This window comes from Embleya sp. NPDC008237 (assembly GCF_042956465.1).
In the GTDB taxonomy this organism is placed as follows: Bacteria; Actinomycetota; Actinomycetes; order Streptomycetales; family Streptomycetaceae; genus Embleya.
Window position 1 is genome coordinate 214602 of the sequence record NZ_JBIBGL010000016.1, and the last position, 24965, is coordinate 239566.

Below are 24965 nucleotides of genomic sequence, written 5' to 3' on the forward strand. Positions count from 1 at the left end.
GCGTTTTCTGGAATCACGATTCTAGTATGGATCGACCAATACGGCGAATGATTGATGGTGCAGCATGCCGACTTCACCGACTTCACCGACTTCACCGACTTCACGGGCCGCACGGGCTTCGTCGACCGCAGCAACGGCGTCGACACCCTCGGGGCACCCGATATCCCCCACCTCACCGCCCGGCGTCCCGAACCCGGTCGATGCGGCGCTGCGCATCCTGCGCTCGTATTCGCTCGGCTTTCTGGCCACCATCGGCGCAGCCGGCGCGCCGAACGTGCGCCTGGTGCAACATCTCGCGGTCGACGACGACGCGACGATCCGGATCGGCACGAGTCCGCGTTCACGCAAGGCAATCGACCTGGTCGCCCGGCCGGAGGTGTCCTACTCGGTCGAGGATCGCGCGGCGGTGGCCTACGCGACGTTCTACGGGCGTGCCGAACTCATCTGTACAGGACCGGAGTTGATGGACCACTGGGACGAGACGCTGCGGCCGTTCTTCCCGGCCGGGCCCACCGGCGGCGACTTCGCGCTCATACGCCTGGTGCCGCACCGAGTGGAACTGATCGACTTCACCGCCGGAATCCACCCGGACCCGTATGGGCTGGTCTCGGCGGTGTCGCAGCTGCCGTAGCGATGTGCACGACCGCGGTCAGGCCGGGAAGTCGAAGGTGTACCCCTGCTGAACCAGCCAGGGCAACAGCTGCTTGAGCGCCGCCAGGGTCTGCGCGCGGTCGCCGCCCGCGTCGTGCATCAGGATTATCCCGCCGGGCTTGAGCTCCTTTTCGGCCGTGGCCAGGATCTTGTCCGCGCCGGGACGCTGCCAGTCGCGCGTGTCGTCGGACCAGTCCAGCGAGCGCATGCCGTATCCGGCCGCCATCGCACGCACCTGCGGGGACCAGTCGCCGCCGGGTGCGCGGAACCAGTCCACCCTGGCCCCGGGACCGGCCGCCGCGACGATCTGGTCGTGCGCGGTGGTGATCTCGTACTTGATCCGGGACAGCGGGCGCTTGGCGATGCCCTCGTCGTGGGTGACCGAGTGGTCGCACAGCCGGTTGCCGTTCGCGACGACCTCCTCGACCAGCTTCGGATTGGCCTTCGCGTTCGGGCCCAACATGCAGAAGGTGGCCTTGGCCCGGTACTCCTTCAGTAGCGCGAGCACCTGCGGCGTCCACTGTGGACTCGGCCCGTCGTCGAAGGTCAACGCGACGGTACGGCCGCCGGCCGCGGTCCTGCGCACCAGCGCGTCCGGCACCAGCGGCGGCGGTACCGACGCGTTCGGATCGGCCGCCGTCGGTGCGTCGGAGGGGGTCGGCCCGGTCTCGGCCGCCCCCTCCCGCCCACCGGGCTCGGCCGCTTTGTCGTCGGAGTCCGAGGAGCACGCTGCGGTGCCCACCGCGAGCACGCCGGCAACGGCGAGAACGGTGAGATTACGCAGGCCACGACGGGTGTTGAGGCTTGTCACCGGTTTGACTCCCAGCACTGTTCGAAAGCGAGGACACGCTTGCGAACACGACCGGATCCAACGAAGGGTTCCGTACCGGCGACCCATTTTGCGGCGACTTTGTGCGTTGTCGACCAGCCGCAGACGTGCGGCGCGCGGGGCGCGGGACACGGCGCGATCCGACCCGACCCGACCTGCCGCAACGCAACGCGGCGTGCTCCGAGGAGGCGCGGGCCCGGGCGGCTTCCGGTCGGTCGGGTGGGCGCCGCCCCGGCCCGCGCCTCCTCGGGCCACGCCGGATCGGGTGCGATCAGGTCCGGTCGAGGGCGGTGAGCGTGCCGGCCAGGTCGGGGGCTTCCGCGGCGGGGCGGTTGTACGGGAGCCTGCCGAGCACCGACGCCATGCCGCACGTGTTGGTGACGGCGGAGAGGATCAGACCGGAGCCGATGGCGCCGGCCAGCAGGCGGGCCTTGGGCGAGCGGCGGCCGGCGGCCAGGCCGAGGACGACCAGGGTCCCCGCGGCCAGCCGGACCTGACGTTCCATCGGCCACACGTTGCGGGCGCCGATCGGGCCGTCCAGGGCGTGACCGTCGGCGACCCAGGCCGAGGTGCCGCCGGTCAGGTGCGCGGCCTCGATGCCGGCGGCGGTCAGCTCGGCGCGGGCGCGCTCCGAGCGGGCTCCGGATGCGCAGACGATCAGCAGGTCGGCGTGTTCGGCCCGCTTGAGCACCGGTACCGCCTCGCGCAGCCGGTCCAGCGGGACGTTGTGCGCGCCGGGGATGTGCCCGGTCGCGTACTCGCCGGGGGTGCGCACGTCGAGCACGGTGAACTCGGTCAGCCGGGCGCGGACCTGCGCGGGGGCCAGGGCGGTCATGGTGATCGGGCCTTTCGACGGAGCCCGGCGCCGGACCGGGAGGGGTGCACCGGTTCGCGGTGGATCCTTCGGTCGGACACCGGGCGGCAATGTGGAACGCTACCTGCCGGTTGTGACTACCTTCGGGTAACGGTGGGGTCGAGCTCGGTGTTCCGGGTCCGGCTCAGGATTCCGGTCCGCCCTTGATCTCGGTCCCTGTCGTGATCCCTGCCTCCGTTTCCGTCCCGGTCCCTGTTGCGGTCCCGGGAATGGTGCGACGCCGGGTCGGGGGCCGGAGCGGACGGCGGAGCCGGAGGCGAGGCCGGGACCCGGGCCGGACCCGGACCACCCGGACCCGGTCCCGGGTCCGGGGCAGTGGTCGGCTCCGAGGTTCCCTCCGGAGCCTCGCTCCGGCCCGTGTCGGCCGTCCGTTCCAGCAACTCCGCGATCAGTGGCGCCACTTGATCCAGTTCGATCAGGAAGCCGTCGTGGCCGTACGGCGACTCGACCACCCGTAGCGGACCCGCTCCCGGGATGCCGTCGGCGAGGGTCTGCTGTTGGCTCGGCGGGTACAGCCGGTCGCTGTCCACGGCCGCGACCACGGTCGGTGCGGTGACCCGGGCCAGGGCCGCGGCCACGCCGCCGCGATCCCGGCCCACGTCGTGGCTGTTCATCGCCTCGGTGAGGCTGACGTAGCTGCCCGCGTCGAAGCGTGCGGCCAGCTTGGCGGCATGGTGGTCGAGGTAGGACTCCACGGCGTACCGCCCGGGCGGGGCGTCGCCGGGTTGCCGGTCCCGGCCGAACCGGGTGGCCAACTCGGTTTCGCTGCGGTACGTGACGTGCGCGATCCGCCGGGCCAGGCCGAGCCCGCGCCAGGGCCCGGACTCGGCCGGCCGGTCGTGGTAGTCGCCGCCGGCCCAGCCCGGATCGGCCCGGATGGCGTGCACCTGGGTCGAGCACCACGCGATCTGCTCCGCACTCGCCGCCGCGGTGGTGGCGATCAGGAACAGCGCGCCGACCCGGTCCGGGTGCGTCACCGCCCACTCCACCGCACGCATGCCGCCCATCGACCCGCCCACCACCGCCGCCCAGCGCTCGATGCCGAGCAGGTCGGCGGTGGCCGCCTCCGCCGCGACCTGATCGCGAACGGTCAACCGGGGAAAGCGACTTCCCCAGGCCCGGCCGCCCGGCCCGGGCGACGCGGGTCCGGTGGTGCCGCGGCAGCCGCCGAGCGCGTTCGGGGCGACCACGAAGTACCGATCGGTGTCCAGCACGCGGCCCGGCCCGATCAGGCCGTCCCACCACCCCGGGGTGGGGAACCCCGGCCCGGCGGGCCCGGCGACGTGGCTGTCCCCGGTCAGCGCGTGCAGGACCAGAACCGCGTTGGAGCGGTCCGGGGCGAGCCGGCCCCACGTCTCGTAGCCGACATGGACCTCGGGCAGCACCTGCCCGGATTCGGTCCACAACGGCTGCGGCAGGGTCAGGGAGCGCGGCCCCGCCGGGGTGGCGGGAGTGGTGGGCGTGGCATGCGACATGGTGAGCCGTTCCGTCCGGATTCGCGGCTAGTGCGCCTGTGCGGCGCGGAGGCCGGCCACCAGGTCGGCGCGCAGATCGGCCAGGCCCTCGATGCCGACGGAGAGCCGGACCAGGCCCGGGGTGACCCCGGTGGCCAGCCGCTCCGCGTCGGTGAGCTGCGCATGCGTGGTGCCGGCCGGATGGATCACCAGACTGCGCACGTCACCGATGTTGGCCAGGTGGCTGAACAGGGACAGGCCCTCCACGAATCGGCGGCCCGCCTCGATCCCGCCCTTGAGCTCGAACGCGACGATCGCACCGGCACCGCGCGGCAGATAGCGCTTGCCCGCGTCGTACCACCGGCTGCTCGGGAGACCTGCGTAGTGCACGGTCTCCACCTCGTCCCGGGCCTGCAACCACTCGGCCAACGCGCTCGCGTTCGCCACGTGCCGCTCGATCCGCAGCGACAACGTCTCCAGGCCCTGGAGCAGCAGGAAGCTGGTCAGCGGCGCGATCGAGGCGCCCACGTCGCGCAACAACTGCACCCGCAACTTGGCCGCGTACGCCCCCGGGCCCAGGTCCGGCCAGTAGCGCAGCCCGTTGTAGCTCGGGTCCGGCTCGGAGAAGCCGGGGAAGCGGTCCGGGTGGGCACCGAAGTCGAACGTGCCGCCGTCCACCACGATCCCGCCGATCGCGGTGCCGTGGCCGCCGAGGAACTTGGTCGCCGAGTGCACCACGACGTCCGCGCCGTATTCGAGCGGCCGGAGCAGATACGGCGTCGGCACCGTGTTGTCCACCACGAGCGGCAGGCCCGCGGCGTGCGCCAAATCGGCCACCGCCGACACGTCGAGCACGTTGCCGCGCGGGTTGCCCAGCGTCTCGGCGAACAGCAGCTTGGTCTCCGGTCGGATCGCCGCGCGCCACGCGTCCGGGTCGTCCGGGTCGTCGACGAAGGTGACCTCGATGCCGAGCTTGGGCAGCGTCCAGTGGAACAGGTTGTACGTGCCGCCGTACAGCGACGAACTGGACACGATGTGGTCGCCGGCGCCCGCGAGGTTGAGCACCGCCAACGTGGTCGCGGCCTGCCCGGACGCGGTCGCCACCGCCGCAACGCCGCCTTCCAGGGCGGCCACGCGCTGCTCCAGCGCGTCGGTCGTCGGGTTGTGGATCCGGGTGTAGATGTGTCCTTCCTCGGACAGGTCGAACAGCCCGGCGGCGTGCGCGGTGTCCCGGAAGACGAACGACGTGGTCTGGTAGATCGGCACCGCACGGGCCCCGGTGGTCGGGTCGGGCGAGGCGCCGGCATGCACCTGGCGGGTCTCGAAGGACCACGCCGCCGGGTCGTCGGCGGGCACGGTTTCGATGCTGGGCGGCGCGTCGGTTGCTTCGAGGGTCATCGGGAAACTCCTTGCGGGGTAAGGGAGTCGACGGCGTTGTCGGGTGCGCCTGTGCTCGGCGCTCGGTGATTTCGGGTGCACGGCAGTCGGGCACTCGACGGACGGGCGCTCTGTCCGAGCAGGACGGAGCAGGACGAAGCAGGACGGAACGGCGCGCGGCAGGCCGGGGCAGCCCGGCGGAAGCACGCCGCGGGTAGTGGCGATCGGGTACGCGCGATCGACCGCGGGCGCGCCGAACCGGCTCGCCACACGGTGATCCGCGAACGAGGACCGGACGCAGCGGGCCCGGGTGGAAAGAGCGGGAGCGGGACGCGGGGAGTCGGCGGGTCAGCGCCCGGACTCACACACCGCGCGAACCATCGGGACCGAAACGGTCACCGAGGTTCAGTGGGACATTCGACACGCCATGCTGGTCACGCGCACGAGATCCACGTGGCGGCGACTGACGAGCATGGGACTGGACATGGCCGCGAGTCTAGGCGGCCCGACCGGCATTGCGCCACGGGGTTGCCCACAGGACCCGGGAAAGAGCCGCCACGCGACCCGGCGGGCAGTCCCACGGGCGGTTCGGGTGCGGGCGCGAGTGGTTTCGGCTGGACCGATGCGCCTTCCTCGTGCTTACATCACCGCCATGACTCCGCGTCAGGTCGCTTCCGCGCTGCTCGACCCCTTCTGGGTGGGTCGACGAGCCGACCACTTCGACCAGATCTGTCGCTGAACCCTGCGTTCGTGCGGCTTGCCGCCGCCGAATGAGCAGAGCGTGCCCCCGCCCCGCGTGACCTTCGTCGGTCCGCCGCGCCCGGGCCCGGCCCTGCCGCGTCGCCGCCTTCCGTGCCGCGCCGCCTTCGCACCCGATCCTGCCCCACCCGCCGCAGGTTCGTCCCGCCGTGTTCGGCCCGTCCCGGGCCGCCGCCCGGCGTGCTCGGACCGAGGCTGTACCGAGGACCCAGTCATGGCAACCACCGCACCGCCCACCCTCCCCGTGATCGATATCTCCCGATTCCGCGACCCTGCCGCGGACTCGGCCGCCTTCCTGGCCGAACTGCGCTACGCCGCACGTGAGATCGGCTTCTTCTATGTGGTCGGCCACGGCGTCGACCCGGAGCTGCGCGCCCGTGCCCTGGAGGTCTCCAAGCGCTTCTTCGCGCTGCCCGAGGCGGACCGGCTCGCGGTCGAGAACGTCAACTCGCCGCAGTTCCGCGGCTACACCCGCACCGGCACCGAGTACACCCGGGGCGGCCCCGACTGGCGCGAGCAACTCGACATCGGCCCGGAGCGCGCCGCGCTCACGCTCGGCCCGGACGACCCGGCCTATCTGCGTCTGATCGGGCCCAACCAGTGGCCGGCCGCGCTGCCGGAGCTGCGCGAGACGGTGCTCGCTTGGCAGGACGAGGCACTGCGGGTCAGCCGTGAGGTGCTGCGCGCGCTGGCCGCGGCGCTGGGTCAGGACAGCGGCTACTTCGACGAGTGGTTCGACGAGGAGGCCGCGGTACACGTCAAGGTCGTGCACTATCCCGGTCGACCGAGTGCCGACGTGGACCAGGGGGTGGGTGCGCACAAGGACTACGGGTACCTGGCGCTGCTGCAACAGGACGACGTCGGCGGCCTTCAGGTGCAGGCCCGGGACGGATCGTGGATCGATGCCACGCCGCTGCCGGACGCGTTCGTGTTCAACATCGGCGAGATGCTGGAGATCGCCACGCGGGGCTATCTGCGCGCCACGCAGCACCGGGTGATCGCACCGCAGCCCGGCGTGGACCGCTATTCGCTGCCGTTCTTCCTCGGCCCGCGCTTGGACGCGGTGGTCGAACCACTCACCCTGCCCGCCGAGTTGGCCGCGGTGGCGGACGGTGTCACCGAGGACCCGAACAATCCGCTCAAGCCCGCGTACGGCGAGAACGCGCTGATCGGCTGGCTGCGTTCGCATCCGCGCGTGGTCGAGCGCTGGTGGGCGGACCGACTCCCGGCGCAGCCGGCCGGGGGCACGACCGATGCCGCGGCGTCGGGCGCGACTCCGGGCGCCGACTCGGCGGGCGCGGAATCCCTCGCCGCGTCGCCGCGCGCGGGATCCGTGGGGTCGGTGGGGGCGGCCTCCCACTCCGGGTCGCCGAGCGTGATACCCGATGTCGCCCCGGTGGGCGGAACTCCCGCCGCCGGGCCGGCTTTCGAGACCCTTCAGGTGCACGCGGGCGCCCGACCCGATCCGGGCACCGGCGCCCGCGCCGTGCCGATCTACCAGACCAGCAGCTACGTCTTCCGGGACGCGGCGCACGCGGCCGACACGTTCGCGCTCACCGACCTGGAGACGCACGCCTACACCCGGCTGTCCAACCCCACTACCGCCGTGGTGGAGGAGCGGATCGCCGCCCTCGAAGGTGGCACCGCGGCGGTGGCCGTGGGCAGCGGCCAGGCCGCCACCACCCTCGCGCTGCTCAACCTGGCCCGGGCCGGCGACCACCTGGTCGCGGCGGCCTCGTTGTACGGCGGCACCCGCACCCTGCTCGAACACACCTTTGCCGACCTGGGTATCGAGGTCACCTTCGTCGACGACCCGGACGACCCGGACGCGTGGCGCGCGGCGATCCGGCCGCGGACCAGGGCACTGTTCGGCGAGAGCGTCGGCAACCCGCGCGGCAACGTGCTGGACCTGGCCACGGTGGCCGGCATCGCGCACGAGGCCGGCGTGCCGTTCGTGGTGGACAACACCGTGCCGACGCCGTACCTGCTGCGCCCGTTCGAGCACGGCGCGGACATCGTGGTGCACTCGACCACCAAGTTCCTCGGTGGCCACGGCACCGCGATCGGCGGAATCGTGGTGGACGGCGGCACGTTCGACTTCGGCGCCCACCCGGATCGTTATCCCGGCCTGGTCGCGCCCGATCCGACCTACCACGGACTGTCCTTCTGGGAGCGGTTCGGCGCCGACCGGATCGCCTACGCGCTGCGCTTGCGGGTGCGGCTGCTGCGCGACCTGGGCCCGGCGGTGTCCCCGCTGAACAGCTTCCTGCTGCTCCAGGGCATCGAGACGTTGTCGTTGCGGATCGAGCGGCACACCGCCAACGCCGAACGGGTCGCGGCCTGGCTCGACGCGCGACCCGAGGTGTTGCGGGTGGACCACCCCAGCGTGCCCACCAGCCCGTGGCACGGTGCGGCGAAGCGCTACCTGCCGCGCGGCGCGGGCGCCGTGCTCTCGCTGGACCTGGCCGGCGGCCTGGCCGCGGGTCGGCGATTCGTCGAGGGACTGCGGCTGTTCAGCCACCTCGCCAACATCGGCGACGCACGCAGCCTGGCCATCCATCCCGCGTCCACCACGCACGCGCAACTGGATCCGGAGCAGCAGGCACACGCCGGCGTGACCCCGGGACTGGTCCGGCTGTCCATCGGCCTCGAAGGCATCGACGACCTGCTCGCCGACCTGGACCGCGGCCTGGCCGCAGCGACCGAGCGCGGCGCCCGTGCCGGAAGCGGCGTCGGTATCGAGACCGGCACCGGCACCGGCCCCGGCCCCGGTGCCGAGGTCGAGGCCGGTGCCGGTGCCGACGCGGCCGTCCACGCCGACGCCGACAACCCCGCCGCCACCGGCGCCCGTTCCGCCGCCCCTGTTCGCGCCGAGAGCGCGACGGAGGGCGTGCGATGACGACGCGTCAGGCCGTACACGAAAGCCGGATCCGCGGTGCGCGCGGCGAGTTCCACCTGCGGGTGTGGCCGGCAGACGACGAGCCCGTCGCGGTCGTGCTGTTCCTGCACGGTCTGGGCGAACACGCCGGTCTGCACGAGCCGTTGGCGCACCGTCTGAACGCCGACGGGATCGAGGTGTGGGCCCCGGACCAGATCGGCCATGGCCTCAGTGCCGGCACCCGCGTCCTGGTGGAAAGCCTGGACGCGCTCGCCGACGACGCCGAGCTGATCCTCGAACGCATCGCAACCGGCCGCCCCGGCGTACCGCTGATCCTGGCCGGCCACTCGCTCGGCTCGGCGGTCACGCTGCTCCTCGCGGGCACCCGCGCCGCCGCCGCACCCGCCCGCGCGCTCGTCCTGGCCGGCGCCGGAACCGGCCTGTCGGCGGGGGAGAGCGGCCTGCGCAGGCTGTTGGCGGAGCACGGCATCGACCCGATGTCGTTGCGCAAGGACCCGAGCGAGCTGTGCGGGAACACCGAGTACGCCGAACGGCTGCGCAACGACCCGCTGGTGTGGTCCGGCGGCCTGCGCCCGGAGACCCTGGACGCGCTGGAGGCGGGCGGCGAGCGAATCGCCGCACTGATCGCCGCCGGCACGATCACCCGGCCGGTGCTCTTCGTCCACGGCGAGGCGGACGATCTCGCCCCCGCGAGCGCCGTACTGGCCGCCGCGAAGACGCTGCCGAACGCCCGGGCCCGGATCTTCCCGGGGGACCTGCACAACGTGCTCGCCGAAAACGACCGGGCCCGAGTGCACGACGAGGTCGCCGAGTTCGTCCTGGCCGCCGCGCGCGACTGAACACCCGCCCGCCCGGCGAGCACCGGGCGAGGCACACCCCGAAACACCTTCCGGCACCGAACACCCGCCCGCCCGGCGAGCACCGGGCGAGGCACACCCCGAACGCCCTTTCCAGCAAGGAGATCGATCCACCATGCGCCGCTCCGCGCTCCGCATAGCCGCCGTCCTCGCCCTGGCCGGACCGGTCCTCGCCGCATGCGGCTCCGGCGGCACGCCCACCCCCGGCGCCACCGGTGCCGACTCCCAGGCCCCGGCACCCGCCGACGGCGCGCTCGACCCGAACGCGACGGCCAGGGTGCGCCTGGTGCTGGAGCCGACCAGCCTCAACCTGACCAGCACGGCCGGTGTCGCGGTCGAGCAGGTCCTGCTCGACAACGTCTACCAGGGCCTGCTCAGCGTCGACACCAACGCGGACAACAAGATCGTGCCCGCGCTCGCGACCGGCTTCGAGACCTCCGCCGACGGCCTCACCTACACCTTCCACCTCACCCCCGGCGCCACCTTCCACGACGGCTCGCCCGTCACCGCCGAGGACGCCGTCTGGTCGCTGCAACAGGTGCTCGCGCCGGGCTCCAAGCAGCCGAACGCAAAAACCCTGGCCACCATCGCGAACGTCGCGGCGCCCGACCCGGCCACCGTGGTGATCACGCTCAAGCAGCGCGACACCAACCTGACCTGGGCGCTCACCCAACGGGTCGGCGTCGTCTACCGCAAGGGCACCGACTTCACCAAGCTGGACGCCGCGGAGAACGGCACCGGCCCGTTCAAGCTGGACGGCTGGCAGCGCGGTTCGGCGATCACCCTGGTGCGCAACGACGCGTACAAGGGCCCCAAGGCCAAGGTGGCCAAGGTCGTGCTCGGCTACATCCCGGACCGCAACGCCGCGAACAACGCCCAGGCCACCGGGCAGACCGACATCGAGACGGCGGCCGAGGCCACCCTGCTCCAGCCGTTCACCGGCAACGACAGGTTCACCGTGCTGCGCGGCACCACCACGGACAAGTACACGTTGGCGATCAACAACGCCAAGCCGCCGCTGAACAACCCGGCCGTGCGGCACGCGATCCGGCGCGCGATCGACAAGGACGCGCTGATCAAGACGCTCGGCGGGGCCGGCGTCCGACTCGGCGGCCCGATCCCCACCTCCGACCCGGGCTTCCAGGACCTGAGCACGATCGACCCGCACGACGCCGCCGCGGCGAGGAAGGCGCTGGCCGACGCGGGCGTGTCCAATCTCAAATTGACCCTGAAGATCCCCAACATCTACCCCGCGGCGATCGGCGACGTGCTGGTCGCCAACCTCAAGGAAGCGGGTATCGAACTCACGGTCAAGCAACAGGAGTTCACCGCCTGGCTGAGCGAGGTCTACACGGCGCGGGACTACGACCTGAGCCTGGTCAACCATGCCGAGCCGCACGACATCGCCAACTTCGCCACCCCCGGCTACTACTTCGGCTACGACAACACGCAGGTGCGCGAATGGTACGCCCAGGCCGTCGCCGCACCCGACGAGCGCACCCGTACCGAGCTGCTCACCAGGATCGGCCGCCAGGTCACCGAGGACGCCGCCGCCGACTGGCTGTTCCAGGCGCAGACGTTGACCGTCGTGCGCAAGGGCGTCAGCGGCGCACCACAGCACCACACCAGCAGCCGGCTCAACCTCGCCGGCATCGGGATCACCAAGTGACCGCCCGCAGCCGCCCGTTCCGACCGGTACCGGTACAACGCCCCGTCCCGCGTCGACCGGCAGAGCGGCGCCCGACATGACGGTGTTCGTCGCACGCCGACTGGGACTGCTCGCGCTGTCCCTGCTCGGCGCGAGCGTACTGACCTTCACGCTGCTTCGGCTGCTGCCCGGTGATGCCGCCACCTCGGTCGGCGGCATCACCGCGGACACCGCGCAACTGCGGGCGATCCGGCACGACCTGGGCCTGGACCGGCCGTTGCTCGTGCAGTACTGGACCTGGCTGACCGACGTCCGCACCGGCGACCTGGGCCACTCGCAGCTCAACGGCTCCTCGGTGACCGGCGAACTGGCCGAGAAGTTGCGGGTGACCGGCCCGCTGGTGGTCGGCGCGCTGCTGCTCGCGCTGACCTTCGCGGTACCGCTGGGAATGCTCGCGGCGGTGCGCCGCGAGCGTCGCGACGGCACCGTGATCAGCGTCGCGAGCCAACTCGGCATCGCCCTGCCCACGTTGTGGGTGGGCCTGTTGCTGATCCTGCTGTTCGCCGTGCAGACGCCGCTGCTGCCCGCACAGGGCTTCCCGGTCGACGGCTGGGCGGACCCGGGCGAGGCGGCCCGCAGCCTGGTGCTGCCGACGCTGACCCTGGCCCTGTCCGAGGGCGCGGTCCTGCTGCGGTTCGTGCGCTCGGCCACCCTCGACGTGCTGCACCGGGACTACCTGCGCACCGCCCGGGCCGCCGGGCGGACCCGCACCGGCGCGCTGCTGCGGCACGGCGTGCGCAACGCGGCCGGCCCGGTGTTGTCCATGCTCGGCGTGCAGGTCGCCGCCCTCCTGGTCGGCGCGATCGTGGTGGAGAAGGTCTTCACCCTGCCCGGCGTCGGCTCGATGCTGGTGGCCGACGTGGGCAACCGCGATCTGGTCAAGGTGCAGGGCGAGGTGATGCTCCTGGTGGCGATCGTGCTGTTCGTCGGCTTCCTGGTGGACGTCGCACAACGGCTGATCGACCCGCGCCTGGCGGACGTTCGCCCCCGGGAGGTGTCCGGATGAAGGCCCCGCGGGCGCCCGGTTCGCCCACCCGTACCGTCCTGCGCGCGCTGGTCCGCGACCGCAACGGCCTGATCGGCGGCACACTGGTCGCGATCCTGGTCGGCGCGGTGCTGCTGTCGCTGGTGTGGACCCCGTACGACCCCACCGCCGTCGACCCGAACGCGCCCTGGCTGCTCCCGTTCCGGGACGGACACGTGCTCGGCACCGACATGCTCGGGCGCGACCAGTTCAGCCTGATCCTGGTCGGCTCCCGGGAAACCCTGCTGATCGCGCTCGCCTCGGCCGGCATCGCCGCCGTGCTCGGTCTGCCGCTCGCGCTGGCCGCGGCGCTGGGACCGCGGCGGTTCGCGGCCGGCGTGGTCCAGCTGATCGACGTCGCGATCGCCTTTCCGGCGCTGCTCACCGCGATGATCCTGGCCGCCGTGTTCGGCGGATCGGTGTGGACCGCGGCCGGCGCGATCGGCGTCGCGTTCGGGGTGCACCTGGCCCGGATCGCGCGCGCCGAGATCGAGCGGGTGCACGGCACCGACTACGTGCTCGCCGCGACCGCGAGCGGATCGAGCACGTGGCGCACGGTACGCCGGCACATCCTGCCGAACATCGCGCCCACCCTGCTGGTGCAGCTTTCCCTGGTGATGGCCGTCGCCTCGCTGACCGAGGCGGCGCTGTCCTATCTCGGCTACGGCAGCCCCGCGCCCGCCGTGTCGTGGGGCCGGATCCTGCACGACCAGCAGCCGTACATCTCGGCCCGGCCGCTGCTGGTGGTCTGGCCGGGACTGGCAGTCGCGCTGTCCGTCCTGGGCTTCAACCTGCTCGGCGACGCCTTGCGCGACGCGACCGATCCGCGACTGCGCCGGCACGCGGGCGAACCCCGGACCGACGACGTCGGCAAGTCCGAGGAAGTGGACGCGCCCCGTGCGCCGTTGCCGGCGGACGGCGCGCTGCTCCAGGTCACCGACCTCACCATCCGGATCGCCGGACGGACCGTGGTCGACGGCATCGACCTGACCCTGGCCCCCGGCGAACGGCTGGGCCTGATCGGCGAATCCGGGTCCGGCAAGTCGCTCACCGCGCTTGCCGTGCTCGGCCTGCTGCCGGAGGGCGCCGAAGTCACCGGCAGTATCCGCCTGGACGGAGTGGAACTGCTCGGCAAGCGCGAACGTGAACTCGCCCGAATCCGCGGGAACCGGGTCGCGATGGTCTTCCAGGAGCCGCTCACCGCACTCGACCCGACCATGCGGATCGGCCGCCAGATCGCCGAACCGCTGCGCCTGCACCGGGGGATGACCCGCCGTCGGGCCGACCTCGCGGCGATCGAATTGGCCGAGCAGGTGGGCCTGCCGGACCCGGCCGAGTTGGTCCGGGCCCGGCCGCATCAACTCTCCGGCGGCCAGCGCCAGCGTGTGGGCATCGCGATCGCGCTCGCCTGCCGACCCGCGCTGCTGATCGCGGACGAGCCGACCACGGCGCTGGACGTCACCGTGCAGCGGGACATCCTGGCGCTGCTCGACGAATCGACCCGCCGGCAGGGCACCGCGCTGCTGTTCATCACGCACGACCTCGCGGTGGTGTCCCGGGTGAGCGATCGGATCGCGGTGCTGCGGATCGGTCGAGTGCTCGAACAGGGGCCGCTGGATCGCATCCTGCACGACGCCGACGCGGACTACACGCGTGCGCTGCTGGCGGCGGCGCGGGCCACGGCGTTCGACGCAACCGCCTTCGGCGCAGCCACTGTCGGTGCCGACTCCGATGCCGCCCGCCACGCCGACTTCGATGCGGTCGAGCCGACGCCGGGCGTCCGTACCTCGACCGAGTCCGTGGAGGCACCACTGTGACCGCGCCCGCCGTACTGCTGCGCGCCGAGGGGCTGACCCGGACGTATCGTCTGCCGCGCCGGTCGTTGTGGCGCCCGGCCGGGCAGCGATACGCGTTGCGCGGGGTGGACCTGGAACTGGTCGAGGGTGGTGCGCTCGGCGTGGTCGGCGAATCCGGCGCGGGCAAGTCCACCCTGATCCGGCTGCTGCTCGGGCTCGACCGGGCCGACGCGGGAACGGTGCGCTACCGCGACCGCGAGGTCCGGCCCGGGCCGGCGCGCTCGCTGACCTGGTTCCGGCGCGAGGTGCAGATCGTCCTCCAGGACCCGATGAGCTCGCTCGACCCGCGCCTGCGCGTACGCGACATCGTGGCCGAGCCGCTCGAATGCCTCGGCGTCGGGGGCGACCACGACGCGCGCGTGGACGAGGTGCTGGCGGCCGTCGGATTGGATCCGCAGGCCCGCACCCGCCACCCGCACGAGTTCTCCGGCGGCCAACGACAACGCATCGCGATCGCCCGGGCACTGGCACCCGACCCGCGCGTCCTGGTCGCGGACGAGCCGGTCAGCGCCCTCGACGTCTCCGTCCGAGCACAGGTCCTCGACCTCCTCCGCGACCTCACCGCCCGCCTCGGCCTCTCCCTGATCCTGGTCTCCCACGACCTCGGCGTCGTGCAACACCTGTGCGACCACGTCCTGGTCCTGAAGTCCGGCGAAGCCCTCGAATCCGGTCCGTCCCGCCAAGTCCTCGGCAACCCCCGACACCCCTACACCCGCACCCTCCTCAACGCCATCCCCACCCTCCCGACCCCGAAGGCGCCGACCCCCACGGACGCGCCGGCACCCCCGGACGTCGCGGCGCCCCGGAACACGCCGGCCGCCAAGGGCTCGGGCGCCTGCTGAGGCCACTCCGGGCCCGGTCCGGGCACCTTCAGCCCGGCCGGCGTTCGCGGTCACCCGGCTTCCGAACCCCGAGTGTGAGGCCACCGGCTTCGGGTACCAGCGAAGATCCCGGGCCGGGCCCACGGCCCCGAGCGTGCCCTCGGGAGGGAGCATGGCCGCCGACGAAGTCGCAGCCGAAGTCGAAGCCGAAGCCGAAGTCGTCGAACTCCGCGTCAACGGCGTAGTCCGAGCGCTTCGCATCGACCCCCGCGTCACCCTGCTGGACGCCTTGCGCGAAGACCTCGGCCTGACCGGCCCCAAGAAGGGCTGCGACCTCGGCCAATGCGGCGCCTGCACGGTACTGGTCGACGGCCGCCGAATCACCTCGTGCCTGACCTTCGCGCTCATGCACGAGGGCCGCGACGTGACCACGATCGAGGGCCTCGGCGGCGACCCCGAAGGGGACTTGCACCCGGTCCAACAGGCATTCGTCGACCACGACGCGTTCCAGTGCGGGTTCTGCACGCCGGGCCAGATCATGTCCGCCGTCGCGCTCCTGGCCGAGGGCCACACCGGTGACGACGACGAGATCCGCGAGTGGATGAGCGGCAACCTGTGCCGGTGCGCCGCATATCCCAATATCGTCGCGGCGATCGCCGCCGCGGCCGGACGGTAGGCCCCGATGCGTTCCTTCACCTACACCCGTCCGGCCGAACCCGCCCGGGCCTGGGCCGACCTCGGCCCGGACGCGATGTACATCGCCGGCGGCACCAACCTCGTCGACCTGATGAAGTGCGGCGTGGCCGCCCCGGCCCGACTCGTCGACATCGGCCGACTCCCGCTCGCGGACATCACGGTGGACGCGGCCACGGACACGCTCCGGATCGGCGCCCTCGTGCCCAACAGCGACCTCGCCGCGCATCCGGTGGTGCGCGAGCGCCTGCCGGTACTCTCCCGCGCGCTGCTGGCCGGCGCGTCCCCGCAGTTGCGCAACCTGGCCACGCTCGGCGGGAACCTGTTGCAGCGCACCCGATGCGGATACTTCCGCGACCTCGCGATGCCGTGCAACAAGCGCACGCCCGGCAGCGGATGTGCCGCGCTGGACGGCGAGCACCGCGGCCACGCGGTGCTCGGCACGAGCAGCCGGTGCATCGCCACCCACCCCTCCGACCTCGCCGTCGCGCTGCTGGCGCTGGAGGCGCGGGTGTCGATCGACGGCCCGAACGGCCCGCGCGTCGAGCCGATCGAGGCGTTCCACCTGCCGCCGGGGGACACCCCCGAGCGGGAGACCACGCTGACCCACGGCGAACTGATCACCGCGGTGGAGGTGCCGATGACCGTGCTCGGCGCCCACTCGCACTACCTCAAGGTGCGTGAGCGGGCCTCGTTCGCGTTCGCGATGTGCTCGGCGGCGGTTGCCCTGGAGGTGCGCGAGGGCACGGTACGCGCCGCGCGGATCGCACTCGGCGGCGTGGCGACGACGCCGTGGCGGGCGTACGCGGCCGAGGCGGCGCTGATCGGCGGCCCACCGAGCACCGGTGCGTTCGCCCGGGCGGGCGACGCCGCCACGGAGGGCGCCGTGCCGGGCCGGGACAACGGCCACAAGGTCGAACTGATCCGCCGCGTCGTCGCCCGCGCCCTGAGCACCCTGACGGCCGGCGACCCCCCGGCCGCCGGCGAAGCCCCCGGCCCTGCGGAAGGGGATCACCGATGAGCCCGCACCCCACCCCGTGGATCGGCGCCGACGAACCCCGCGCGGACGGCCCGGCCAAGGTCACCGGTACCGCGACCTACACCGGCGACGTGGAGTTGCCGGATCTTGCGCACGCGGTGCTGGTGCAGAGCACGATCGCCAAGGGCCGGATCACCGGGATGGACATCGCCGCCGCCGAGACCGCACCCGGCGTGCTCGCGGTCTGCACCCCCGACGGGTCGTTGGGCATCGGCCGGGTCGCCTCGTTCTACTCGGCCGACGGCGGCCCGATGGGCGACGGCCGCGTTCCGCTGTCCGACCCGGTGATCCACCATCACGGGCAGCACATCGCGATGGTGGTGGCGGAGACGCTCGAACAGGCGGTGGCCGGCGCCGAGCGCATCCGCATCCGCTACCGCCACGAATCGCCGCTGGTCCGGATCGAGGACGCCATTCCGCAGACCCCGCCGGGTCGGGAGGACATCGTCCGCGGCGACCTGGCGACCGGCCTCGCGGTGGCCGACGTGACGGTGGAGGCGTACTACGAGACGCCGCCGCAACACATGAACCCGATGGAGCCGTGCACGACCACCGCGCGCTGGTTGGGCGACCGGCTCACGGTGTACGACTCGACGCAGTACGTGTACGGCGTGCGGGACGCGCTGGCGACCGCGTTCGGGGTGCCGGCGGCGAACGTGCGGGTGTTGTCCGACTTCGTCGGCGGCGGCTTCGGCAGCAAGGGCACGGTGTGGCCGCACGTACTGCTGGCCGCGGCGGCGGCGCGACTGGTGGGCCGATCGGTCCGGCTCGCGCTGACCCGGCCGCAGATGTTCACCTCGTGCGGCTCCCGACCGGCGACCCGCCAACGGATCGTGCTCGGCGCGCATCGGGACGGCCGGCTGACCGCGATCGGGCACGACGGCACGTCGGCCACCTCGCCCGGCGAGAACGTGGTCGAGTCGACCGGTGGGCCCACCTCGATCCTGTACGCCTGCCCGAACGTGACGATCCGTCAGCGCATCGTCCGGCTGGACATGCAGGCGCCGACCTTCCAACGGGCCCCGGGGCGGGCTCCGGGATCCTTCGCACTGGAATCCGCGCTGGACGAGTTGGCCCACGAACTCGCCCTGGATCCGGTCGAGTTGCGGATGCGCAACCACGCCGAGGCGGACCCGTCCTCGGGCCGGCCGTGGTCGGGCAAGCACCTTCGGGAGTGCTACCGGATGGGCGCCGAACGCTTCGGCTGGGACCCGGCCAACCGCACCCCCGGCACCCGCCGCGAGGGCGACGTGCTGATCGGCACCGGAATGGCGTCGGCGACCCACGAGATGGACCCCGGCGCCGCCTCGGCCTACGCCGAACTACGCGTCGACGGCACGGCGGTGGTCGGCGTCGCGTCGCACGACATCGGCACCGGGACGTACACCGTGTTCGGCCGGATCGCCGCGGACGTGCTGGGCCTGCCGGCGGAGCGGATCATCGTCCGACTCGGCGACACCGATCTGCCCGAGGCGCCGCCGTCGATCGGCTCGCAGACCGTCGCCTACGTGGGCCCGGCGATCCGGCGCGCCTGCGAGGCGGTGCGCGACAACCTGCTCGCGGCGGCCGTCGCCGACCCCGAATCGCCGCTGTACCAACGGGAGATCGACGCGATCGAGTTCGGCCCGGAGACGTTCGTCGCCGAACTGGCCCGGATGGGGGAGCCGTCCGTGTCGGCGGTCGGCCACCACCACCCGGACGCCAACTCGCGCTATGCGGTGCACTCCTTCGGCGCGCAGTTCGCCGAGGTGGCGGTGGACGCGCTCACCGGTACGGTCCGGGTGCGTCGCATGGTCGGCGCGTTCGACATCGGCCGGGTGATCAACCCGCGTACCGCGCGCAGTCAACTGCTCGGCGGGATGACCTTCGGCCTGGCCCAGGCGCTGATGGAGGCGACCTTGATCGACCCGCGCCGCGGACATGTGGTCGAGCCGCATCTGGCGGGCTATCACCTGCCGGTCAACGCCGACATCGGCACGATGGACGTGCTCTTCGTCGGCGAACCGGACCCGCACATCAGCGATCTCGGCGCACGGGGCGCGGGCGAGATCGGCGTGGTCGGCGCGGCGGCGGCGATCGCCAACGCGGTGTTCCACGCGACCGGAGTTCGGGTGCGTACGCTGCCGATCACGCCGGACCGGGTGGTGACCGGCTCGGCCGTCGGCAGGTGACTCGCGACCGGCCGGCGTCGGCTCGTCCGGTGGAGTCCGCCCCGCGGCGGGAGCTTTCCTGCCGGTCGGCGTTCAGCTCGTGGTGGGTGCCTGCTTCTCGGTCGGAGTCTGCTCCTCGGCGGGCGCCTGCTGATCGGTCGGCGTCTGCCTCCGGGGCGGAGTCTGCTCCTCGACGGGCGCCTTCTTCTTGGTAGGCGCCTGCTTCTTGGTGACCGACTTCTTCTTGGTGAGCGACTGCTTCTTGGGGGGCGTCGTGACGGTCGGTGTTGTGCCGGCGGGGGTCGTGACGGTCGGTGCAGCGTCGGCCGGTGTCGCGATGGGCAGGGTGAAGGTGATCCGGGTGCCGGTGGTGTGTTCGGGGTCCAGTGCGATCGTGCCGCCGTGGAATTCGACGATCTTCTTGCACATGGCCAGGCCCATGCCGTTGCCCGGATACGCGTCGCGGGTGTGCAGCCTCTGGAAGATCACGAAGATGCGGTCCGCCTGCGCCGGATCGATGCCGATGCCGTCGTCGGTCACCGAGATCCGCCACATCCCGTCCACCTGCTCCGCGCCCACCACGATGTGCACCGGCCGGTCCGGCCGGCGGAACTTCACCGCATTGGCGATCAGGTTCTGCAACACCACGGACAACTGGATGCGGTCGCCGCGCACGGTGGGCAGCGGATCGTGCGTGATCTCGGCATCCGCCTCGCGGATCGCGATGTCGAGATCGCCGACGACCGTCTCGTACACGGCGTTCAGGTCCACCGAGGTCTCGTTCACCGGTCCGCGGCCGACCCGGGAGAACGCGAGCAGGTCGTTGATCAGGGCCTGCATCCGGACCGCGCCGTCCACCGCGAAGGCGATGTAGCGGTCGGCACGCTCGTCCAACTGCCCCTGATAGCGCTTCTCCAGGAGGCCACAGAAGCTGGCCACCTTGCGCAGCGGCTCCTGGAGGTCGTGCGAGGCGACGTAGGCGAACTGTTCCAGATCGGCGTTGGAGCGGCGCAGCTCGGTGGCCTGTGCGTCCAGGCGGCGCCGGGCGTCGTCGGAGAAGGCCAACTCGTCGGCGAGCCGGCGGCGCATCGCCTCCATCGCCTCGGCCAGGGCGCGCAGATCGGCAGGTCCGGTGGGGGTGATCGCGTGCCCGAAATCGCCCCGGCTCACCGCGTCAGCGTCGGCCACCAGTCGGCCCACCGGCAGCGTGACGCCGCGGCGCAGGCCCGCGAACACCATGATCGCACCCGCCGCTATCACCAGCGCGATCGCGCTGAACACCCAGGTGCGCAGATCGCGGACGTCCTGGAGGTCGGCCCGGGCGGCGTCGCGTTGACGCTGGAGGCGGTCCACCTGGTCGCGGGTCGCCGTGCGCAGCGCCGCATAGGGCGACGGGTCGGCGACGGCCGCGCGTACCTCCGCCGGCGGCGTCGTCCCGGGCGGGACGGTCAGGGCCGGGCGGACCACCCGGTCCTCCCACGTGCGGGCGTGCTCGAGCACCACCCGCAGGCGGGCGATCGAGCGGGCGTCGTCGCGCAACAGCTCGTGCAGCACGGCGACCTGCTCGCGCTCGGTCTCGAGGCCGACCGAATAGGCGTTCGGGAGGGGTGCGTTGCCGGTCAGGATGTGCTCCCGGATCGCGGCGTCCTGGTCGGCGTACGCGGTCTCCAGGCGCACCGCGGCGATCAGCGCCGGCGAACTGTGGTCGACCAGGTGCCCGTTGACCGAGGTCGACCGCGCGAACACCCAGATGCCCGACAGCGCGAGCACGGCCAGTACGACCAGCGTCGCGGACACGCCCACGAGCAACCAGCGTCGGGTGTCCCACGTCCGCCGGCGCGGGGCGTGCGTCGGCGACCCCGATCGCGGGTCGGCTTCGTCCGGTTGCTCCACCACATCGTCCCCATCGTCGCGAACCCGCTGCCGTGCCGGCCGTGAGCCCGGACATCGTACGAGGACCGATACCTGCCCGGATCGCGGATTCTTGCACCTGGTGGCGACGTGTGATCGGGTACCGCGTGGAGTGGGGTCGGGGACGGGTCGGGTGTGGGGCCGGGGCGGGGGGTCAGGCGCCGGTGGTCGAGCCCGGGCGCACGATCATCAGGACCGTCACGGTCGCCCAGAGCAGGTTGAAGATGCCGGTGAACATGGCCAGCCGCACGGTGGCGCGGTGCGCGGCCGACGGTTGCGCGGGTGATGCGGGTTCGGTTGCGGCTGCGAGCGCGGGTTCGGCCGTGCGTCCGAGGGCGGTCGTCGGCGCGGGCTCGGTGGTGGTGATGGTGGCCAGGAGGGCGTCCTGCCGGGGCAGTACGAGCAGCGCCAGGACCGCCGCGGCGAGCGCGGTCAGCACGATCGAGACGATCAACCAGGTGTCGCCGAGCACGTCCATGTTCAGCGCGACGCCCAGGCCGAAGACCGGTACCACGACGCCGACGACGGCGTAGATGCGGCAGATCCGGGACAGGTTGCGGACGATCGCGAGGGCATGTTCGTCGTGCGGGTCGACGAGGGCGTGCCGGGCAGCGGGCGGGAACATGCTCGCGGCGACCGTCACGGGTCCGATCGCGACGATCGCGGCGAGGACGTGGATGGCGAGGAGGAACTTGGTCACGGACCGAGGCTAGAAGCGGCAACGGGGCGCGACGAGTGGCAATAATGACACTGTTCCACGGATTCTCGCCACGGCGATTCCGGGCCCGGCGGGTGTGTTTGGCGAGGCGGCGGCTTTGGCGGGAATCGGGTGGACGCATAGATTATTGCCATGCATACCGTCGCCATTCTGGCCCTCGACGGCGTCATCGGGTTCGATCTGACCACGCCGATCCAGGCCTTCGGACGCACCCGGTTGCCGGATGGGCGGCCCGCCTATCGGGTCCGCGTGTGTGCGCTCGAGGCGGGGGCCGACGTGGACGCCGGGGACTTCACGCTGCGTGCGCCGTGGGGGCTGGAGGCGCTGGCCGAGGCGGACACGATCGTCTGTCCCGGCAGGGCCGACCCGACCGAGCCCACGCCCGCGGCTGCGGTCGCTGCGCTGCGGCAGGCCGCGGCGCGCGGGGCCCGGATCGCGTCGATCTGCGTGGGCGCGTTCGTACTCGCCGAGGCGGGCCTCCTGGACGGTCTGCGGGCCACCACGCACTGGCTCGGTACCGCCAAGTTGGCCGAGTGTTATCCCAAGATCGCGGTGGACCCGGACGTGCTCTACATCGACAACGGCTCGATCCTCACCTCGGCCGGTGCCGCCGCCGGTCTGGACCTGTGCCTGTACATGATCCGCCTCGACCACGGCTCGGCGGTGGCCGCGGACAGTGCCCGGGACGCCGTGATGCCCCTCGAACGTGCGGGCGGCCAGGCCCAGTTCATCGTGCACGAGCCACCCGCCCCGGACGGCGCGAGCCTGGAACCGCTGCTCCGCTGGCTGCGCGAGCACAGCGACCGCGAACTGCTCCTGGACGACATCGCCGCGCAGGCCGGAATGAGCGCGCGGAGCCTGAACCGGCACTTCCGGGAACAGACCGGCACCACCCCGCTGCAATGGTTGCACCGGGTCCGGATCAGCCGAGCCCAGCACCTCCTGGAAACCACCGCCCACCCGGTGGACCGGATCGCCACCGAGACCGGCTTCGGCTCGCCCACCGCCTTCCGCGACCGCTTCAAACGCATCATCGGCACCACCCCCCAGTCCTACCGCCGCGCCTTCCGTACCCGTAACACCTGACCCGCGCCCCGCGGACCGCTCCCCGACCACGCCCGACCACGCCCGGCCGCTGCCCGACCGACGCGCCCGCGCCGGCCACCGTCCGCCCCCGTTCGCTCGCCGTACGGGCGTTCGCGCTCAGCCACCGCTCGTCCGCCCGATCCGCCGTCCGCCGGACGCGTGTTCGTGGGGCTTGTCGGTCGGTGGGTCGATGAAGTGGGGCCGGGTGGGGCAGGACTGACGGTGGGCTCGGACGGATTGTCGGGGCGGGATGTAGAGGGGACGGGGATCGAGGGATGACGCTCGACGGTGTGGGGGCTGCGGACGACGTGTGGTGGAAGTCCGCCGTGGTGTATCAGATCTATCCGCGCAGTTTCGCCGACTCCGACGGCGACGGGATCGGCGACCTGGCCGGGATCACCGCGCGGCTCGACTACCTGGCCGACCTCGGGGTGGACGTGTTGTGGTTGTCGCCGGTGTACCCGTCGCCGCAGGACGACAACGGCTACGACATCAGCAACTACCGGGACATCGACCCGATGTTCGGCAACCTGGCCGACTTCGACCGGCTGCTCGCCTCCGTACACGAGCGCGGGATGCGGCTGGTGATGGACCTGGTGGTCAACCACACCTCCGACGAGCACCCGTGGTTCCGCGAGTCGCGCGAGGGGCCGAACAGCGCCAAGCGGGACTGGTATTGGTGGCGGCCGGCACGCAAGGACGTCGGTACCGCGGCGGATCGCACGGGGGAGGAGCCGCCGAGCGCGGGGGCGCCGGGTGCCGGGGCGCCCGGTGCGGAGCCGAACAACTGGGGGTCGTTCTTCTCCGGGTCGGCGTGGCAGCTCGATGCCGCGAGCGGGGAGTACTACCTGCACCTGTTCTCGCCCAAGCAACCCGACCTCAACTGGGAGAACCCCGAGGTCCGGCAGGCCGTGTACGCGCTGATGCGATGGTGGCTGGATCGCGGGGTCGACGGCTTCCGGATGGACGTGATCAACCTGATCTCGAAGGACCCCGACCTCCCGGACGGCCGGCTGCACGGGGACGGCCTGTACGGCGACGGCTCGCCTTACTACGTCTGCGGCCCTCGGGTGCACGAATACCTTCAGGAGATGCACCGCGAGGTCTTCGCCGGTCGGCCCGAACGCCTGCTCACCGTGGGCGAGATGCCCGGGGTGACCCTGGAACACGCCCGGCTGTTCACCGATCCGTCCCGCGGGGAGGTGGACATGGTCTTCCAATTCGAGCACGTGGGACTGGACTTCGACCGGAACAAGTTCGACGTGCGGTCACTGCGGCTCACCGACCTCAAGGCCTCGCTCGGCCGCTGGCAGACCGGCCTCGCCGAGTCGGGCTGGAACAGCCTGTACTGGAACAACCACGACCAGCCCCGGATCGTCTCCCGGTTCGGCGACGACGGCCCGGAACACCGCGTGCGCTCGGCGACCATGCTGGCCACGGTGCTGCACCTGCACCGCGGCACGCCCTACATCTACCAGGGCGAGGAACTGGGCATGACGAACGCGCCGTTCGCCACCATCGAGGACGTGCACGACATCGAGGCGCTGGGCCACTACGCACAGGCGGTGCGGGCCGGCGAGGACCCGGACCGGGTATTGGACGGTCTGCGCGCACGGGGTCGGGACAACGCCCGTACACCGATGCAGTGGGACGCGTCCGAGCACGCCGGCTTCACCACCGGCACGCCCTGGTTGCCGGTCAACCCCAACCACACCACGATCAACGCCGTTGCGGCGGTGGCCGATCCGGACTCGGTGTATCACCACTACCGCCGGCTGATCGCCCTCCGGCACACCGAACCAGCGGTCGTACACGGCGACTTCGCCATGCTGCTCGCGGACGACGAACGCGTGTACGCATTCACCCGCCGGTACCACGACACCACGCTGCTCGTGCTCGCCAACTTCACCGGCGAGGCGGTGGCGATACCGGCCGAGTTGGCGGCGGAGTGGGCGCAGGCGCCGCTCGTACTGGGCAACGCGGGGCCGATCGACGAGACGGTGCTGCGCCCGTGGGAGGCCCGCGTACATCGGCACGGGTAGCCGACCGAGAGGCCGGATGCGGACGGTGTACGCGTTCTGACGTTTCCGTCACCATCCTTGCCGTCGTGCGTCGCCGGTCGCGGTGACGGGGTGGGACGGGCACGGCCTCGACGACCGGCGCTCAAGAGGGGAGCGGGCCGCCGTCGAGGTCGTCGTTTCGGGCGAATCGGGCGCGGTGCGGTGGGTGTGCGGATTTCAGGGCGGATACTTGAGGTCT

Annotated in this window: 18 protein-coding genes and 3 pseudogenes; 13 read left to right on the plus strand and 8 right to left on the minus strand. The window is 72.2% G+C overall.

Translation table 11 applies throughout. From position 1 onward, the window contains the following. Positions 1-21: 21 nt before the first annotated feature. The gene (locus ACFZBU_RS35305) at positions 22-252 is read right to left on the minus strand and encodes a hypothetical protein (RefSeq protein WP_391587867.1); all 231 of its coding nucleotides are present in this window, start codon (positions 250-252) and stop codon (positions 22-24) included. Between ACFZBU_RS35305 and ACFZBU_RS35310 the strand changes: the two genes are divergently transcribed. Continuing rightward, on the plus strand, positions 251-631 hold the full coding sequence (locus tag ACFZBU_RS35310; RefSeq protein WP_391587864.1) for a pyridoxamine 5'-phosphate oxidase family protein: 381 nt from the start codon (positions 251-253) through the stop codon (positions 629-631). The genes ACFZBU_RS35305 and ACFZBU_RS35310 overlap by 2 nt on opposite strands. An 18-nt stretch (positions 632-649) precedes the next feature. Here the strand turns inward: ACFZBU_RS35310 and ACFZBU_RS35315 are convergent, their stop codons facing one another. The 5 genes and pseudogenes from ACFZBU_RS35315 to ACFZBU_RS35335 all read right to left on the minus strand — a co-directional run bounded on the left by ACFZBU_RS35315 (position 650) and on the right by ACFZBU_RS35335 (position 5701). After that, positions 650-1462, minus strand: a complete 813-nt coding sequence (locus ACFZBU_RS35315; protein WP_391587812.1) for a polysaccharide deacetylase family protein — start codon at positions 1460-1462, stop codon at positions 650-652. A gap of 289 nt (positions 1463-1751) precedes the next feature. Further along, the gene (locus ACFZBU_RS35320) at positions 1752-2315 is read right to left on the minus strand and encodes a rhodanese-like domain-containing protein (RefSeq protein ID WP_391587813.1); all 564 of its coding nucleotides are present in this window, start codon (positions 2313-2315) and stop codon (positions 1752-1754) included. A gap of 410 nt (positions 2316-2725) precedes the next feature. Beyond that, positions 2726-3829 (minus strand): annotated as a pseudogene (locus ACFZBU_RS35325) (homoserine O-acetyltransferase); the annotation flags it as partial. 27 nt (positions 3830-3856) lie between these two features. Further along, positions 3857-5206 carry a bifunctional o-acetylhomoserine/o-acetylserine sulfhydrylase gene (locus tag ACFZBU_RS35330; protein WP_391587814.1) on the minus strand — a complete coding sequence of 450 codons (1350 nt, stop codon included), beginning with the start codon at positions 5204-5206 and terminating at the stop codon, positions 3857-3859. Positions 5207-5590: 384 nt separating this feature from the next. Next, complete coding sequence (locus ACFZBU_RS35335) at positions 5591-5701, minus strand: putative leader peptide (RefSeq protein WP_391587815.1); 111 nt, start codon at positions 5699-5701, stop codon at positions 5591-5593. 457 nt (positions 5702-6158) lie between these two features. On the opposite strand from ACFZBU_RS35335, the pseudogene ACFZBU_RS35340 reads away from it, so the two are divergent. The 10 genes and pseudogenes from ACFZBU_RS35340 to ACFZBU_RS35385 form a co-directional block, all read left to right on the plus strand. Further along, positions 6159-6983: pseudogene (locus tag ACFZBU_RS35340) on the plus strand (isopenicillin N synthase family dioxygenase); the annotation flags it as partial. 336 nt (positions 6984-7319) lie between these two features. Further along, positions 7320-8645 (plus strand): annotated as a pseudogene (locus ACFZBU_RS35345) (O-acetylhomoserine aminocarboxypropyltransferase/cysteine synthase family protein); the annotation flags it as partial. 194 nt (positions 8646-8839) lie between these two features. Further along, positions 8840-9682, plus strand: coding sequence for an alpha/beta fold hydrolase (locus ACFZBU_RS35350; protein WP_391587816.1), 843 nt, complete (start codon positions 8840-8842; stop codon positions 9680-9682). Positions 9683-9815: 133 nt separating this feature from the next. Continuing rightward, positions 9816-11369: an ABC transporter substrate-binding protein gene (locus ACFZBU_RS35355; RefSeq protein WP_391587817.1), complete on the plus strand. Its 1554-nt coding sequence runs from the start codon at positions 9816-9818 to the stop codon at positions 11367-11369. A 76-nt stretch (positions 11370-11445) separates the two neighbouring features. Continuing rightward, the gene (locus ACFZBU_RS35360) at positions 11446-12414 is read left to right on the plus strand and encodes an ABC transporter permease (RefSeq protein WP_391587818.1); all 969 of its coding nucleotides are present in this window, start codon (positions 11446-11448) and stop codon (positions 12412-12414) included. Continuing rightward, positions 12411-14249 (plus strand): ATP-binding cassette domain-containing protein, encoded by a 1839-nt coding sequence (locus ACFZBU_RS35365; RefSeq protein WP_391587819.1) that lies wholly within the window; start codon positions 12411-12413, stop codon positions 14247-14249. Before ACFZBU_RS35360 ends, ACFZBU_RS35365 begins: the two co-directional genes overlap by 4 nt. After that, positions 14246-15130 (plus strand): ABC transporter ATP-binding protein, encoded by an 885-nt coding sequence (locus ACFZBU_RS35370; protein WP_391587820.1) that lies wholly within the window; start codon positions 14246-14248, stop codon positions 15128-15130. The genes ACFZBU_RS35365 and ACFZBU_RS35370 overlap by 4 nt, the downstream gene beginning before the upstream one ends. Before the next feature lie 151 nt (positions 15131-15281). Continuing rightward, the gene (locus ACFZBU_RS35375) at positions 15282-15785 is read left to right on the plus strand and encodes a (2Fe-2S)-binding protein (RefSeq protein WP_391587821.1); all 504 of its coding nucleotides are present in this window, start codon (positions 15282-15284) and stop codon (positions 15783-15785) included. A gap of 6 nt (positions 15786-15791) precedes the next feature. Then, positions 15792-16823, plus strand: coding sequence for an FAD binding domain-containing protein (locus tag ACFZBU_RS35380; protein WP_391587822.1), 1032 nt, complete (start codon positions 15792-15794; stop codon positions 16821-16823). After that, positions 16820-19012, plus strand: coding sequence for a xanthine dehydrogenase family protein molybdopterin-binding subunit (locus ACFZBU_RS35385; protein WP_391587823.1), 2193 nt, complete (start codon positions 16820-16822; stop codon positions 19010-19012). Before ACFZBU_RS35380 ends, ACFZBU_RS35385 begins: the two co-directional genes overlap by 4 nt. 72 nt (positions 19013-19084) lie before the next feature. Here the strand turns inward: ACFZBU_RS35385 and ACFZBU_RS35390 are convergent, their stop codons facing one another. Both ACFZBU_RS35390 and ACFZBU_RS35395 read right to left on the minus strand, forming a co-directional pair. After that, on the minus strand, positions 19085-20887 hold the full coding sequence (locus tag ACFZBU_RS35390) for an ATP-binding protein (RefSeq protein ID WP_391587824.1): 1803 nt from the start codon (positions 20885-20887) through the stop codon (positions 19085-19087). Between the two features lie 169 nt (positions 20888-21056). Further along, positions 21057-21602: a protease gene (locus ACFZBU_RS35395; protein ID WP_391587825.1), complete on the minus strand. Its 546-nt coding sequence runs from the start codon at positions 21600-21602 to the stop codon at positions 21057-21059. A 150-nt stretch (positions 21603-21752) separates the two neighbouring features. On the opposite strand from ACFZBU_RS35395, the gene ACFZBU_RS35400 reads away from it, so the two are divergent. Both ACFZBU_RS35400 and ACFZBU_RS35405 read left to right on the plus strand, forming a co-directional pair. Next, positions 21753-22706, plus strand: coding sequence for a GlxA family transcriptional regulator (locus tag ACFZBU_RS35400; protein ID WP_391587826.1), 954 nt, complete (start codon positions 21753-21755; stop codon positions 22704-22706). Between the two features lie 275 nt (positions 22707-22981). Further along, complete coding sequence (locus tag ACFZBU_RS35405; protein ID WP_391587827.1) at positions 22982-24748, plus strand: alpha-glucosidase; 1767 nt, start codon at positions 22982-22984, stop codon at positions 24746-24748. The last annotated feature ends 217 nt before the right edge of the window (positions 24749-24965 follow it).

Bases quoted from the DNA above. Each gene is read 5' to 3' on its own strand.
- ACFZBU_RS35305 (WP_391587867.1), bottom strand. From the start codon at position 252: ATGGTGGCCAGAAAGCCGAGCGAATACGAGCGCAGGATGCGCAGCGCC.
- ACFZBU_RS35320 (WP_391587813.1), bottom strand. From the start codon at position 2,315: ATGACCGCCCTGGCCCCCGCGCAGGTCCGCGCCCGGCTGACCGAGTTC.
- ACFZBU_RS35330 (WP_391587814.1), bottom strand. From the start codon at position 5,206: ATGACCCTCGAAGCAACCGACGCGCCGCCCAGCATCGAAACCGTGCCC.
- ACFZBU_RS35335 (WP_391587815.1), bottom strand. From the start codon at position 5,701: ATGCCGGTCGGGCCGCCTAGACTCGCGGCCATGTCCAGTCCCATGCTC.
- ACFZBU_RS35350 (WP_391587816.1), top strand. From the start codon at position 8,840: ATGACGACGCGTCAGGCCGTACACGAAAGCCGGATCCGCGGTGCGCGC.
- ACFZBU_RS35355 (WP_391587817.1), top strand. From the start codon at position 9,816: ATGCGCCGCTCCGCGCTCCGCATAGCCGCCGTCCTCGCCCTGGCCGGA.
- ACFZBU_RS35360 (WP_391587818.1), top strand. From the start codon at position 11,446: ATGACGGTGTTCGTCGCACGCCGACTGGGACTGCTCGCGCTGTCCCTG.
- ACFZBU_RS35365 (WP_391587819.1), top strand. From the start codon at position 12,411: ATGAAGGCCCCGCGGGCGCCCGGTTCGCCCACCCGTACCGTCCTGCGC.
- ACFZBU_RS35375 (WP_391587821.1), top strand. From the start codon at position 15,282: ATGGCCGCCGACGAAGTCGCAGCCGAAGTCGAAGCCGAAGCCGAAGTC.
- ACFZBU_RS35380 (WP_391587822.1), top strand. From the start codon at position 15,792: ATGCGTTCCTTCACCTACACCCGTCCGGCCGAACCCGCCCGGGCCTGG.
- ACFZBU_RS35385 (WP_391587823.1), top strand. From the start codon at position 16,820: ATGAGCCCGCACCCCACCCCGTGGATCGGCGCCGACGAACCCCGCGCG.
- ACFZBU_RS35400 (WP_391587826.1), top strand. From the start codon at position 21,753: ATGCATACCGTCGCCATTCTGGCCCTCGACGGCGTCATCGGGTTCGAT.
- ACFZBU_RS35405 (WP_391587827.1), top strand. From the start codon at position 22,982: ATGACGCTCGACGGTGTGGGGGCTGCGGACGACGTGTGGTGGAAGTCC.